The sequence below is a fragment of the Streptomyces vulcanius genome, from assembly GCF_042653945.1.
Lineage (GTDB): Bacteria > Actinomycetota > Actinomycetes > Streptomycetales > Streptomycetaceae > Streptomyces > Streptomyces mangrovi.
This window is the reverse complement of record NZ_JBHSFK010000006.1, coordinates 157,453-170,705: the sequence shown is the minus strand read 5'-3', so window position 1 is coordinate 170,705 and position 13,253 is coordinate 157,453. Positions and strand designations below refer to the sequence as shown.

General features: G+C 71.2%; 14 protein-coding genes. 5 read left to right on the top strand and 9 right to left on the bottom strand.

Annotation, left to right across the window (positions count from 1 at the left end):
* Position 1 precedes the first annotated feature (1 nt).
* Both dut and ACFPIH_RS11625 read right to left on the bottom strand, forming a co-directional pair.
* Complete coding sequence (gene dut, locus ACFPIH_RS11630) at positions 2 to 544, bottom strand: dUTP diphosphatase (protein ID WP_381174047.1); 543 nt, start codon at positions 542 to 544, stop codon at positions 2 to 4.
* Entirely contained in the window at positions 541 to 1,125 is a 585-nt protein-coding gene (locus ACFPIH_RS11625) for a PaaI family thioesterase (protein WP_381174045.1), read from the bottom strand. Before ACFPIH_RS11625 ends, dut begins: the two co-directional genes overlap by 4 nt.
* Positions 1,126 to 1,183: 58 nt before the next feature.
* On the opposite strand from ACFPIH_RS11625, the gene ACFPIH_RS11620 reads away from it, so the two are divergent.
* Positions 1,184 to 1,648: a DUF3093 domain-containing protein gene (locus tag ACFPIH_RS11620; protein WP_381174043.1), complete on the top strand. Its 465-nt coding sequence runs from the start codon at positions 1,184 to 1,186 to the stop codon at positions 1,646 to 1,648.
* A 25-nt stretch (positions 1,649 to 1,673) separates the two neighbouring features.
* On the opposite strand, the gene ACFPIH_RS11615 is transcribed toward ACFPIH_RS11620, so the two are convergent.
* The 4 genes from ACFPIH_RS11615 to ACFPIH_RS11600 form a co-directional block, all read right to left on the bottom strand.
* Positions 1,674 to 2,630, bottom strand: coding sequence for a hypothetical protein (locus tag ACFPIH_RS11615; protein ID WP_381174041.1), 957 nt, complete (start codon positions 2,628 to 2,630; stop codon positions 1,674 to 1,676).
* Positions 2,631 to 2,643: 13 nt separating this feature from the next.
* Positions 2,644 to 2,940 (bottom strand): DUF4193 domain-containing protein, encoded by a 297-nt coding sequence (locus ACFPIH_RS11610; protein ID WP_003993510.1) that lies wholly within the window; start codon positions 2,938 to 2,940, stop codon positions 2,644 to 2,646.
* A gap of 396 nt (positions 2,941 to 3,336) precedes the next feature.
* Positions 3,337 to 4,578 carry a sensor histidine kinase gene (locus ACFPIH_RS11605; RefSeq protein ID WP_381174039.1) on the bottom strand — a complete coding sequence of 414 codons (1,242 nt, stop codon included), beginning with the start codon at positions 4,576 to 4,578 and terminating at the stop codon, positions 3,337 to 3,339.
* 4 nt (positions 4,579 to 4,582) lie between these two features.
* On the bottom strand, positions 4,583 to 5,236 hold the full coding sequence (locus ACFPIH_RS11600; protein ID WP_003993508.1) for a response regulator transcription factor: 654 nt from the start codon (positions 5,234 to 5,236) through the stop codon (positions 4,583 to 4,585).
* 421 nt (positions 5,237 to 5,657) lie between these two features.
* On the opposite strand from ACFPIH_RS11600, the gene ACFPIH_RS11595 reads away from it, so the two are divergent.
* Positions 5,658 to 5,831: a hypothetical protein gene (locus ACFPIH_RS11595; RefSeq protein WP_381174037.1), complete on the top strand. Its 174-nt coding sequence runs from the start codon at positions 5,658 to 5,660 to the stop codon at positions 5,829 to 5,831.
* A gap of 73 nt (positions 5,832 to 5,904) precedes the next feature.
* On the opposite strand, the gene ACFPIH_RS11590 is transcribed toward ACFPIH_RS11595, so the two are convergent.
* Both ACFPIH_RS11590 and ACFPIH_RS11585 read right to left on the bottom strand, forming a co-directional pair.
* On the bottom strand, positions 5,905 to 6,720 hold the full coding sequence (locus ACFPIH_RS11590; protein WP_381174288.1) for an inositol monophosphatase family protein: 816 nt from the start codon (positions 6,718 to 6,720) through the stop codon (positions 5,905 to 5,907).
* 29 nt (positions 6,721 to 6,749) lie between these two features.
* On the bottom strand, positions 6,750 to 7,877 hold the full coding sequence (locus ACFPIH_RS11585) for a ferrochelatase (protein ID WP_381174035.1): 1,128 nt from the start codon (positions 7,875 to 7,877) through the stop codon (positions 6,750 to 6,752).
* 222 nt (positions 7,878 to 8,099) lie between these two features.
* Here ACFPIH_RS11585 and ACFPIH_RS11580 point away from each other — a divergent pair, with 222 nt between their 5' ends.
* The 3 genes from ACFPIH_RS11580 to sepH all read left to right on the top strand — a co-directional run bounded on the left by ACFPIH_RS11580 (position 8,100) and on the right by sepH (position 12,072).
* On the top strand, positions 8,100 to 9,338 hold the full coding sequence (locus ACFPIH_RS11580) for an MFS transporter (protein WP_381174033.1): 1,239 nt from the start codon (positions 8,100 to 8,102) through the stop codon (positions 9,336 to 9,338).
* Entirely contained in the window at positions 9,298 to 10,626 is a 1,329-nt protein-coding gene (locus ACFPIH_RS11575) for a D-arabinono-1,4-lactone oxidase (RefSeq protein WP_381174031.1), read from the top strand. The genes ACFPIH_RS11580 and ACFPIH_RS11575 overlap by 41 nt, the downstream gene beginning before the upstream one ends.
* A gap of 405 nt (positions 10,627 to 11,031) precedes the next feature.
* Positions 11,032 to 12,072, top strand: a complete 1,041-nt coding sequence (gene sepH, locus ACFPIH_RS11570) for a septation protein SepH (protein WP_381174029.1) — start codon at positions 11,032 to 11,034, stop codon at positions 12,070 to 12,072.
* Between the two features lie 146 nt (positions 12,073 to 12,218).
* Here the strand turns inward: sepH and ACFPIH_RS11565 are convergent, their stop codons facing one another.
* Positions 12,219 to 13,067, bottom strand: a complete 849-nt coding sequence (locus ACFPIH_RS11565; RefSeq protein WP_381174027.1) for a sulfurtransferase — start codon at positions 13,065 to 13,067, stop codon at positions 12,219 to 12,221.
* Positions 13,068 to 13,253: the final 186 nt, after the last annotated feature.

The following is a 13,253-nucleotide window of genomic DNA, read 5'->3' as shown; positions in this document are numbered from 1 at the left end:
GTCACTGTCCTTCCCGGTCGGATACGACCGAAGCGTATCGATACCCACCCACACTGCCGCCCAGGGCGGCCTGACCGCTTGCATCGCCCACCGCGGCATGCCCGCCGGTGGACCCGAAGCCCCCCGCGGCCCGTGCCGAATCGGGAAGTTCCGCGACCTCCTGGAAGCGGACCCTCTCGACCTGCTGGACGACCAGTTGGGCAATCCGGTCGAAGCGCTCGAACCGCACGCGCTCGCGCGGGTCGAGATTCACCACGATCACCTTGATCTCTCCACGGTACCCGGCATCAACCGTCCCCGGGGCATTCACGAGCCCGACTCCGCACCGGGCGGCAAGACCAGAACGTGGGTGCACGAAAGCTGCGTACCCCTCGGGCAGTGCGATCGACACCCCCGTGGGCAGTACGGCCCGCTCCCCCGGCGCCAGTTCACAGGCTTCGGTGGTCCGCAGATCCGCCCCCGCGTCACCGGGGTGCTCGTACGCCGGAAGCGGTACGTCGGGGTCGACGCGCCGGATCAGGACGTTCAGGGGAGCAGACGTCACGGGTTCACCTCGAAGGCACGGGTGCGCCGGATCTGGTCCGGGTCGTCCATGGCGGCCCGGATCTCTTCCTCGCGGCCGTGGTTCACGAAGTGCTCGACCGCGACCTCGACGAACAGGGCGTCGGCGCGGACGGCGACCGGCCCTTCGGGACCGCCGATCCGCCCGGTGGCGGTCGAGTAGATCTTCCGCCGGGCCACGGCAGTCACCTCGGCCTCCAGATGGAGCGTGGTGCCGACCGGAACGGGCCGTACGAAGTCGGTCTCCAGCCGGCCCGTGACGGCGATGGTCCGCAGCAGCCAGTTCAGCGAGCCGAGCGTCTCGTCGAGCGCGCTGGCCAGCACACCGCCGTGGGCGAGGCCGGGCGCGCCCTGGTGGGCGGGCTGCACGGTGAACTCGGCCGTGACGGTCACCCCCGCGCCGGCCCGCGCCGCCAGATGCAGCCCGTGCGGCTGTCCTTCGCCACACCCGAAACACTGTTCGTAGTGGGCACCGAGAAGCTCACCGGGCGCGGGAGCATCGGGGTGCCGAACGGGTTTCACGGCGTCGGCCGGCGGTTGAAGAGCTGCGGAAGTACCACTCACAGCCGCAGACCTTACCCGCGCGTCCGCCGTATCCGGACACCGTGCCAAGCTAGGCCTCATGCAGCTTTCCGCCACCCCGTACGAAGAACGTCTCACCGCTCCCCGCTCATGGTGGCTGGTCTCGTTCCTCGTGGGCGTCTCCTTCGCCCTGATCCTGCTGCCCTTCGGCACCCTGCCCCTGCTCGGCGGTCTGGTCGGCGGCACCGCTTTCGCGGCGGTCATGGCCAGTTCGTACGGCTCGGTACGCATCCGTGTCGTGGGCGACTCGCTGATCGCGGGCGAGGCGAAGATCCCGGTCACGGCGCTGGGCGACGCGGAGGTGCTGGACCCGGAGGAGGCTCGCGCCTGGCGTACGTACAAGGCCGACACCCGGGCGTTCCTGCTGCTGCGCTCCTACATCCCGACGGCGCTGCGCGTGCAGGTCACCGACCCGGACGACCCGACGCCGTACCTGTACCTGTCGACCCGGGAGCCGGAGCGGCTGGCGGAGGCGCTGCGGACGGCGCGGGAGGCCGTGGCCTAGCAGCGGCCCAGGCGAAACCTTTACCTCAGTACCCGAGCTCCCCAGGCTTCCCGTGTCTGCCGGGGAGCTCTGTCATGTCCACCGGGTCCGCGGGTCTCTCCAGTGGCGGGAGCTCCTCCAGTGCCTCCCAGGGGACCTGGGCCCGGCGCAGGTCGGCGCGGATCCTGGCGGCGAGCCTTCTGGTGTCCCGCCGGTTCATGGCGGCACCCACCGCGGCGCCCACCAGGAACGGCATCAGCATCGGCAGGTCGCGGACCATGCGCTTCATGATCTGCTGGCGCAGCTCGCGCTTCATCTGGCCGCCGAGCGCGGAGTTGATCGAGGAGGGCTTCAGCGGGTCGATACCGCGCTCGCCCGACCAGGAGCGCAGATAGGCGGTGCTGCGGTCCTTCAGGCCGCCGGGGGGCCGTACGCCGTACACCTCGTGCAGTTCGGCGATCAGTTTCAGTTCGACCGCCGCGACCCCGGTGATCTCCGCGGCCAGTTCGGCCGGCATCGCGGGCGGTACGGGCAGCATGGCCGCCGCGCCGACGCCCGCCCCGACGGTGGACGTGGCGTTCACGGCGCCCGCCACGAGCTTGTCGGCGATCTGCTCGGGGCCGAGGCCGGGGAACTGCCTGCGGAGCGTGGCGAGGTCCCTCACGGGGATCCTCGGGGCGATCTCGATGATCCGGTCGGTGAGGTACCCCAGCCCCGCCCTGGCGCGGTCGCCGCCCCTGCGGACGCCTTCCCGGGCCAGAGTCCGGGCCCGGGCCCGCACCACCGCGGCCCGTCGCTGTGCGACGGGCGCGGTGCCTTGCGTCGGCGCCGGGAGGTCAGCCCCGTCGCCGGTCGCTTCGAGCGAGGCCGATCCGTCGGGGACCATCCCCGTACCGGAAGAGCCTCGCTCGTCGTCACGCACGCCGTGAGGGCCGTCGGACGGCCCCTTGTCCGCTCCCGGGAGCCGGAAGCGGCGCTTCCGATGGGGGGTCGAGCCAGTCACGGCCGACCCCTTCTCAGTCGCAGTCGCGGCAGATCGGCTGGCCGTTCTTCTCCCTGGCCAGCTGGCTGCGGTGGTGCACCAGGAAGCAGCTCATGCAGGTGAACTCGTCCTGCTGCTTGGGCAGCACCCGGACGGCCAGCTCCTCGTTCGAGAGGTCGGCTCCAGGAAGCTCCAGGCCCTCCGCGGCCTCGAATTCGTCGACATCGACGGCGGAGGCCGACTTGTCGTTCCGCCGGGCCTTCAGTTCTTCAAGGCTGTCGGAGTCAACGTCATCGTCGGTCTTGCGTGGGGTGTCGTAATCGGTTGCCATTTCGCCTCTCCCCCTCTGGGTGTCTGCGGTGTCTCCAGCGCACGTAACGCGTGAGAGGCCGGACTTGTGCCCGCCTCGAGGCGGAGATTTTGCCTCACATCAAGGTCTGTTACTCAATCGACACCCAACCGGACTCCTCACGAGTGATCGGCTTGGATGGCGATGGGGACCGTACACGGTCCGAATGCCGCACTTCAAAGGCGTCTCACCGTGTACTTCCCGTGATCAAGACCCCCGAAAACCCGGATTTTCCGGGCTTTACGACGTTCTGCATGATCACGGAGAGTGTATGGCTGGAAATTCGCCCTTGTGATCGATCACACACGGGAGCCCCGGAGAGGAGCCCTGAGAATTCCGCGCAAAGCGAACATCCCCGTGTGTGTCGGCGACATGATCTCAGACAGGTAGCGCAACCCGCATCATGAGCCCCCCTCCCTCTCTCGGCTGGGCCGTGATGTGCCCGCCGTGCGCCCGGGCCACGGACCGCACGATGGACAGCCCGAGCCCGACCCCCTTGTCACTGCCCGTGCGCTCGGTGCGCAGCCGCCGGAACGGCTCGAAAAGGTTGTCGATCTCGTACGCCGGCACGACCGGCCCGGTGTTCGACACGACCAGGATCGCCTGGCCGTGCTGGACCTCGGTGGTCACCTCCACCCAGCCACCCTCCGACACGTTGTACCGCACCGCGTTCTGGACCAGGTTCAGGGCGATCCTCTCCAGCAGAACACCGTTGCCCTGGACGACCGCCGGTTTCTGCTCTCCGCGGATCCGCACGCCCTTGGCCTCCGCCTCCGCGTGCACCTGGTCGACGGCCTGCTCGGCGACCTCGGCGAGGTCGACCGGCTTGCGCTCGACGATCTGGTTGTCGCTGCGGGCGAGCAGCAGCAGACCCTCCACCAGCTGTTCACTGCGCTCGTTGGTGGCCAGCAGGGTCTTGCCGAGCTGTTGCCACTCCACGGGCGCGTTCGGGTCGGACAGGTGCACCTCGAGGAGCGTGCGGTTGATCGCCAGCGGCGTGCGCAGCTCGTGCGAGGCGTTGCCGACGAAGCGCTGCTGGGCGGTGAACGCCCGCTGGAGGCGCTCCAGCATGTCGTCGAACGTGTCGGCGAGCTCCTTGAGCTCGTCGTCCGGGCCGTCCAGCTCGATCCGCCGGGACAGGTCCGAACCTGCCACCGCGCGGGCGGTGCGGGTGATCCGGCCGAGCGGGGACAGCACCCGCCCGGCCATGGCGTACCCGAAGGCGAAGGCGATCACCGCGAGGCCGAGGAGGGCGAGGAGAGAGCGGCTGAGCAGGTCGTCCAGGGCGTGCTGCCGCTGCGCCGCGTCGCACTGCTTGAGGAACTCGGTGAACTGCTCCTGGTTGGCCGCCGTGTCCAGCTTGGGGCAGGTGGAACTGGTGATGTTGAGGCTGCTCCCGCTGATCTGGAAGGACTGCCCGCTGCCCTCGTGAAGAGCCTGTGCGGCCAGCAGATAGATGATCGAGAGCAGAAGGATGCCCGCTATCAGGAACATGCCGCCGTACAGCAGCGTCAGCCGTATGCGGATCGTCGGGCGCAGCCAGGGGAGGGCGGGTTCCATCCTCCTGGGGTCCCAGGTGGGCTTCGGAGGGGCCTGGGGCGGGGCGGGGGTGGCGGCCACGGGATCAGATCCGGTAGCCGGAACCGGGCACCGTGACGATCACCGGTGGTTCGCCCAGCTTGCGGCGGAGCGTCATGACCGTCACGCGGACCACGTTGGTGAACGGGTCGGTGTTCTCGTCCCACGCCTTCTCCAGGAGCTGCTCCGCCGAGACCACGGCGCCCTCGCTGCGCATCAGGACCTCCAGGACGGCGAACTCCTTCGGCGCGAGCTGGACCTCCTTGCCGTCACGGAAGACCTCGCGGCGGTTGGGGTCGAGCTTGATCCCGGCCCGCTCCAGGACCGGCGGCAGCGGCACGCTGGTGCGCCGGCCGAGGGCACGCACGCGTGCGATCAGCTCGCTGAAGGCGAAGGGTTTGGGAAGGTAGTCGTCGGCGCCGATCTCCAGGCCCTCCACCCGGTCGCTGACGTCGCCGGAGGCCGTGAGCATCAGCACGCGGGTGGGCATGCCGAGTTCGACGATCTTGCGGCAGACGTCGTCGCCGTGGACGAGCGGGAGGTCACGGTCGAGGACGACCACGTCGTAGTCGTTGACGCCGATGCGCTCCAGAGCGGCCGCACCGTCGTACACGACGTCGACGGCCATGGCCTCCCGGCGCAGTCCGGTGGCCACCGCATCGGCGAGCAGTTGCTCGTCCTCGACGACGAGTACGCGCACGTCGCTTGTCCTTCCTGTGTCCACCCGCGTAGCGCTCCGTGAGCGCACGCGAGCAGGGGTTCTGGTGAGTGTGGTCTTCCATCCTGCCCTTTTCGGCCATAAGTCGGCGGTAAGGCGGTGCGCGCACCATGAAGAACGGGTGTGAAGCCCGGGAATGCGAGATTTTCTCGTGCGGTTGAGGTTTCCGTGGAAGGGAGCGGGGGGAGGACGGCTTTACACCCCGCGATCACGCTCTGCATGTGCCACAACACCATGTGGTACTCCGCGGTCCGCTTTCCGCAGAGCGGGCGTGGGTGTCCGGCACCGTCGCCGCCCGGCAGGGCAGCGCTGTCGGGCATCCGCTGGAGACGTGATCGCCCCTTCCCGAAAACGGCACACCCCCGTGCCACCGACCCACGACCCAAGGACGAGGGGGCGCAGCATGGACGCTTTCACCGCAGGACTTCTGCAGCGCATAAGGGCGACCGAGTCCGACCTGACGAGGGCTCGTGACGAGGGCGACGACTTCCTCGCCGAGGTGGAGCAGGCAGAGCTCGAAGACCTGCGCCGCCTCGCCGCCGAACACGGTGTGGAGGTAGGCGCAGCCAGCGTCTGAGCGGTACCGCGCGCATGACGGAGGGCCCCGGCGAATCCAGCGCCGGGGCCCCTTCGCGTCTGCCGTGCCGGAGTCAGTCGTGCCAGGCTCCGAAGTCCTCCAGGAGGCGCTGGAGGGGCTCGAAGACGGCCGGGGTGGCGGCGATCGCCAGATCGTGTGCGGGGCGCTCTCCGGGGCGTCCACCGGTCAGCGCGCCCGCCTCCCGGGCGATGAGGTCGCCCGCGGCGAGGTCCCAGGGGTGCAGTCCGCGCTCGTAGTAGCCGTCGAGGCGGCCGGCGGCCACGTCGCACAGGTCGACCGCGGCCGAGCCGCCGCGCCGGATGTCCCGCAGCAGGGGGATCAGCCGCTGCGCCACGTCGGCCTGGTGGGCGCGGACCTCGGTGACGTAGTTGAAGCCGGTGGACACCAGCGCCTGGTCGAGGGGGGCCGCGGGACGGCAGGACAGCTCCCGCTCGCCGTCCCAGGCACCGGTCGCCCGGGCGCCCCGGCCGCGTACCGCGTGGTACGACTCCGCGCGCATCGGGATCTCCACGACCCCGACGACGGTCTCGCCGTCCTGTTCGGCGGCGATGGAGACGGACCAGGTGGGCAGTCCGTAGAGGTAGTTGACCGTGCCGTCGAGCGGGTCGATCACCCAGCGGATGCCGCTGCTGCCCGTGCTGGAGGCGCCCTCCTCGCCGAGGAAGCCGTCGTCGGGGCGCCGCTCGGCGATCAGGCCGGTGATCAGTTTCTCCGCGGCGATGTCCATCTCGGTGACCACGTCGATGGGGCTGGACTTGGTGGCGGCGACCGCGAGGTCGGCCGGCCGGCCGTCCCGCAGCAGCTCACCGGCGCGCCGGGCGGCCTCGCGGGCGAGTTCGAGCAGGTTCTGGTGCAGGGGGTCGGTCACGTCGTGCAGGGGGTCGGTCACGTCGCTCCTCACGCGTACGGGCTGTCGGCGCCCGCGGCGGCGGGCCGGGGCGCGCGGGCCGGGCAGCAGCCGACCGGGCAGAGGTCGCGGCTCGCGCCGAGGGCGCCCAGCGCGCACGGCGTGACCTCCTGGCCGCGCTCGGTACGCGCGCGCTCCAGGACGAGGTCGCGGATCGCGGCGGCGAACCGCGGGTCGGCGCCGACGGTGGCCGAGCGGCGCACCGGCAGCCCCAGTTCCGCGGCCCTGGCCTTCGCCTCGGTGTCGAGGTCGTAGAGGACCTCCATGTGGTCGGAGACGAAGCCGATGGGCGCCATCACGACCGCCGGGACGCCGGCTGCGTGCCGCTCCTCCAGGTGGTCGCAGATGTCCGGCTCCAGCCAGGGGATGTGCGGGGCTCCGGAGCGGGACTGGTAGACGAGCTGCCAGGGGTGGTCGACACCGGTGCGCTCGCGGACGGCGTCGGCGATCAGCCGCGCGACGTCCAGGTGCTGCCGTACGTAGGCCCCGCCGTCGCCGTGGTCCTCCACCGGGCCGGAGCTGTCGGCGGAGGCGGTGGGGATCGAGTGGGTCGTGAACGCGAGGTGGGCGCCGTCGCGGACCTCCTCGGGGAGGTCGGCGAGGGCCTCGACCACGCCGTCGACCATGGGCTCGAGGAAGCCCGGGTGGTTGAAGTAGTGCCGCAGCTTGTCGACCTTCGGCAGCGGCAGGCCCTCCGCCTCCAGCGCGGCCAGCGAGTCGGCGAGGTTCTCGCGGTACTGGCGGCAGCCCGAGTAGGAGGCGTAGGCGCTGGTGGCGAGGACGAGGATCCTGCGGCGGCCCTCGGCGGCCATCTCCCGCAGGGTGTCGGTGAGGTACGGGGCCCAGTTGCGGTTGCCCCAGTGGATCGGCAGGTCCAGGCCGTGGTCGGCGAAGTCCTTGCGCAGGGCGTCCAGCAGGGCGCGGTTCTGGTCGTTGATGGGGCTGACCCCGCCGAACAGGAAGTAGTGCTGCCCGACTTCCTTGAGGCGTTCCTTGGGGATGCCGCGCCCTCTCGTCACGTTCTCCAGGAACGGAACCACGTCGTCCGGGCCTTCCGGGCCGCCGAAGGAGAGCAGGAGCAGGGCGTCGTAGGGGGTGGCATCGAGCGCGTCTGGCATGAGTCGATCCTGCCACCCGCCGCTGACGGGACGCGCGTGGGTCGGCACGTGGGAAGGCCCCGCGCGGGGGCGTGCACGCCGGGTGCTCTAGGTTTGCCCAACTCGTAAGCTGTATGAGCTGCCTTCGCGCCTTACCGAGCGTGACCCGGCACTACGAGCCGCTTTTCCTCCCGCCGCGCGGAGCCGCCACGCGCGCGTGAACCGGACCCACCGGAGACCTCCGTGCCCAGCCCCTACCGCGCCCTGTTCGCCGCTCCCGGCTCCAGGGGCTTCTCCGCCGCGGGGTTCGTCGGCCGGATGCCGTTGTCGATGATGGGCATCGGCGTGGTCACGATGGTCTCCCAGCTCACCGGGCGCTACGGCCTCGCGGGCGCCCTGTCGGCGACCATCGCGCTGTCGGCGGCGGTCGTCGGACCGCGGATATCCCGCCTGGTGGATCAGCACGGGCAGCGCAGGGTGCTGCGTCCCGCGACGCTGGTCGCGCTGGCCTCGGCGGCCGGACTGCTGCCGGCCGCGCACTTCGGGTGGCCGGACTGGGTGCTGTTCGTGTGCGCCGCGGGCATCGGCGCGGTGCCGAGCCTCGGCGCGATGGTCAGGGCCCGCTGGGCGGCCGTGTACCGGGGCACTCCGCAGCTGCACACCGCGTACTCCTTCGAGTCCGTGGTGGACGAGGTGTGCTTCATCCTCGGGCCGATCATCTCCATCGGGCTGTCCACCGCCTGGTTCCCGGAGGCGGGGCCGCTGCTGGCCGCGTGCTTCCTCGCGGTCGGCGTCTTCTGGCTGACCGCCCAGCGGGGCACCGAGCCGGAGCCGCACCCGCGCGGGCTGCGCGGCGGCGGCTCGGCGCTGCGCTCGCCCGGGCTGCAGGTCCTCGTGGCCACGTTCGTGGCGACCGGGGCGATCTTCGGGGCGGTCGACGTGGTCACCGTCGCCTTCGCCGACGAGCGGGGCCACAAGGGCGCCGCGAGCGTCGTCCTGGCGGTCTACGCGGCCGGATCCTGCCTCGCCGGGCTGATCTTCGGTCTGCTGCGCCCGGGCGGACCGCCGGAAAGGCGCTGGCTGCTGGGCGTGTTCATGATGGCCGTGAGTATGATCCCCCTCCTACTGGTCGGAAACTTGCCGTTTCTGGCCGTGGCGCTGTTCCTTGCGGGTCTGGCCATCGCACCCACGATGATCACCACCATGTCCCTCATCGAAGAGCACGTACCACGCGCACAACTGACCGAGGGCATGACCTGGATCAGCACCGGGCTCGCGGTCGGGGTCGCGCTCGGGTCCTCCGTCGCGGGCTGGGTCATCGACGCGGCCGGGGCGCGGGCCGGGTACGGGGTTCCGGCGGTGGCCGGGGCCGTCGCGGCCGTGGTCGGTTTCCTGGGGTACCGCCGGCTCAGCAGGCCGGCGCCGGGGCGGGGAGGCACCGTTGAGCAGCACAGCGAGCGGGAAGAACGGCACGTGGCGTAACTGGGGCGGCAATGTGTCCGCGCGTCCCGCGCGGGAGGTCACGCCCGCCTCCGTCGACGAGCTGGCCGCGGCCGTGCGCAGGGCGGCCGAGGACGGGCTGCGGGTGAAGGCGGTCGGCTCCGGGCACTCCTTCACCTCGATCGCCGCCACGGACGGGGTGTTGATCCGTCCTCAACTGTTGACCGGGATCCGCGAGATCAACCGCGACGACATGACGGTCACGGTGGAGGCCGGCACACCGCTCAAGAGACTCAACATGGCTCTCGCGCGCGAGGGTCTGTCGCTCACGAACATGGGCGACATCATGGAGCAGACGGTGTCCGGGGCCACCAGCACGGGGACTCACGGCACGGGCCGCGAGTCCGGTTCGATCGCCGCGCAGATCAAGGGTCTGGAACTGGTCACCGCCGACGGTTCGGTGCTCACCTGCTCCGAGAAAGGCACCGACGAGGAACGCGCCGTTTTCGCCGCCGCCCGGATCGGTCTCGGCGCGCTCGGCGTCGTCACCGCGATCACCTTCGCCGTGGAGCCGGTCTTCCTGCTCACCGCGCGCGAAGAACCCATGCCGTTCGACAGGGTTCTCGCCGACTTCGACGAACTGTGGGCCGAGAACGAGCACTTCGAGTTCTACTGGTTCCCGCACACCGGCAGCACCAACACCAAGCGCAACAACCGCAGCGCCGGCCCCCGCAAGCCGGTGGGCCAGGTGGCGGGCTGGGTCGAGGACGAGTTCCTCTCCAACGGGGTCTTCCAGGCGGCCCAGTGGGTGGGCCGCGCCGCGCCCGCCACCATCCCGACGATCGCGCGGATCTCCAGCAGGGCGCTGTCCGCGCGGACTTACACCGACATCCCCTACAAGGTCTTCACATCACCGCGCCGGGTGCGTTTCGTGGAGATGGAGTACGCCGTCCCGCGCGCGGCCGTCACCGGGGCGCTGCGCGAGTTGAAGGCGATGGTCGACCGCTCGGGCCTGCGCGTCAGCTTCCCGGTGGAGGTGCGCACCGCGCCCGCCGACGACATCACTCTGTCCACCGCCTCCGGCCGGGACAGCGCGTACATCGCCGTCCACATGGTCAAGGGCACTCCTTACCAGCGGTACTTCACCGCCGCCGAGGCCATCCTGACCGCGCACGAGGGCCGGCCGCACTGGGGCAAGGTGCACACACGGGACGCCGAGTACTTCGCCCGGGTGTATCCGCGCTTCGGCGAGTTCACCGCCCTGCGCGACCGGCTCGACCCCGATCGCCGCTTCCAGAACGACTATCTGCGGCGGGTGCTGGGGGCATAAGGAGCAACGCTCCCGATTCCGGGATTCCGTGAAGTGCGCCACGTCCAAGATCGCGGAAAGCGCTTCACGGGTCGCCAAGTCCCACCTCTTGCCAGGAATTGGGTCGCGTGCCAATCCACGCACGTGGCCCAAATGGAGTACTGTTGCGAGCCCTGGGCCCGGTCTCCCCACAGGGTGTCCGCGGCCTTGCTGGACCGCCAAGAGGGGGGCTAGTTGCACAGGGTGACGGCTTTAGTCACTTAGCGTGGCGAATAGGTAACCGTGTCATAACGGCGATCAAGGGCCCGCGCCCGACACGCCGGGCAACTCGGCAAGGTTGTGGCAGGCTGCACCCGGGCAGGCCACACTCGTCTAGCGGAAGCAGCGACGCACGTGACGTCGGCAGGCACCACCCGGGAGGTCCCCATGCCCGAACTGCGTGTCGTGGCCGTCTCCAATGACGGCACACGGCTGGTGCTGAAGGCTGCGGACAGCACGGAGTACACGCTTCCGATTGACGAGCGTCTGCGCGCCGCCGTACGCGGCGACCGTCCCCGCCTCGGCCAGATCGAGATCGAGGTGGAGAGCCATCTCCGCCCCCGCGACATCCAGGCGCGCATACGTGCCGGTGCGACCGCGGAAGAGGTCGCCCAGATGGCGGGCATTCCCGTCGACCGGGTGCGCCGCTTCGAGGGCCCCGTGCTGGCCGAGCGTGCCTTCATGGCCGAGCGAGCCCGCAAGACGCCCGTCCGACGCCCCGGCGAGAACGCCGCGGGACCCCAGCTCGGCGAGGCGGTCCAGGAGCGGCTGCTGCTGCGCGGCGCCGAGAAGGACACCGTCCAGTGGGACTCCTGGCGCCGTGACGACGGCACCTGGGAAGTCCTGCTGGTCTATCTGGTCGCGGGTGAACCGCACTCGGCGAGCTGGACGTACGACCCGCCCCGGCGGCTCGTCCAGGCCGTCGACAACGAGGCGCGCTCGCTGATCGGCGAGTCCGACGACCTCTCCGCGCCGGAGCCCAGCTTTCCGTTCGTCCCGCGTATCGCCCGGCTGCCGCGCGACCGCGCGATGGACCGCGCCCTGGAACGGCCGAGCCTGCCCGCCCAGCCGTCCGAGCCGGCCGAGGAGGGCACCGGTGAACGGGAGCGGGACTCGCTGACCAGCCTGCTGGAGGCGGTGCCGAGCTTCCGGGGCGACATGGTGGTCCCCGAGCGCCCGGTGGAGGCCCCGGAGGAGCCCGACGACGAGCAGGAGCCCGCCGCCGAGGAACCGCCGGCGCCCGCCGCCTCCGCGGGTTCCGCGTACGCGGACGTCCTCATGCCCCGGTCGGTCGGCAGCCACCGCGACCGGCTCATCGGCGCCACCGACCGTCAGGCCGAGGCGGACGGCGTCCGGCCGGGCCGGCGCGCGGCCGTGCCCAGCTGGGACGAGATCGTGTTCGGGACCCGGCGTAAGAAGCAGGAATAACCGGAGCAGCGGAAGTGGTGCGCCCTGGGGCAACCTCACCCGGGCGCACACCTGTTCATCCGACTCGGTTCGCACACCGGTTGATACGTACGGGAGGGCCGCACCCGCTCGGTGCGGCCCTCCCGTACGTCCGTATGCGACGCAGGTCACTGCGGTTCGGGGCCCACCGCGACCGGCCGGGACGGGTCGGAGGACCACTCCGACCAGGACCCCACGTACAGGTCCGCCGGGATGCCGGCCACCGCCAGCGCCAGCACCTCGTGGGCGCCGGAGACGCCCGAGCCGCAGTACACGCCCACCTCGGCGCCGTCCGCGCCCAGCGCCTTGAAGCGGTCCTGCAGTTCCCCGGCGGGCCGGAACCGGCCGTCCGGGCCCACGTTGTCGGTGGTGGGCGCGGACACCGCGCCGGGGATGTGCCCGCCGACCCGGTCGATCGGCTCGACCTCGCCCCGGTACCGCTCGCCCGCGCGCGCGTCGAACAGCACCCCGGAGCGGGCGAGCGCGGCTGCGCCGTCCGCGTCGAGAAGGCCCGCGGCGCCCGGGACGGGTACGAAGTCGCCCTCCACGCGCGCGGGGACGTCGACCGAGAGCTCGCCCCGCCACTGCGGCAACCCGCCGTCGAGGACGCGCACGTCCGGGTGACCCGTCCAGCGCAGCAGCCACCACGCGCGTGCCGCCGCCCAGCCCTGGCCGCCGTCGTACACGACCACCGGCCGGCCCGCCGAGACACCGGCCCGGCGCATCGCGGCACCGAACCCGGCGAGGTCGGGCAGCGGGTGCCGGCCGGCGGCGCCCGCCGCTCCCGCGAGCTCACGGTCCAGGTCGACGTAGACCGCGCCGGGCACGTGCCCGGCCGCGTAGGCCGCCCGGCCGTCGAACGGCGGCTCACCGGCCGCCTTCGCCACACTGAGCTGCCAGCGGACGTCCAGGACGACGGGCGGGTGCTCCCCCGCCAGGTCGACGGCGAGTTCGGATGCGGAGATGATGGCTTCCATGGCCACCATCCTCGCGCACGGGGTGGCCCCCTCGCTGATGTCCGGCTACTCTGCTCGGCCGGACAGGCTCGATCACGAGGCGTGCGGGATCGAGCACATGCCGTACAGGCGATCGACATACGGCGACAACCGCACGGATACCGCCGAGAAACCCCCCATCAGGCATCCTCGTGGTACGAGGGCCGA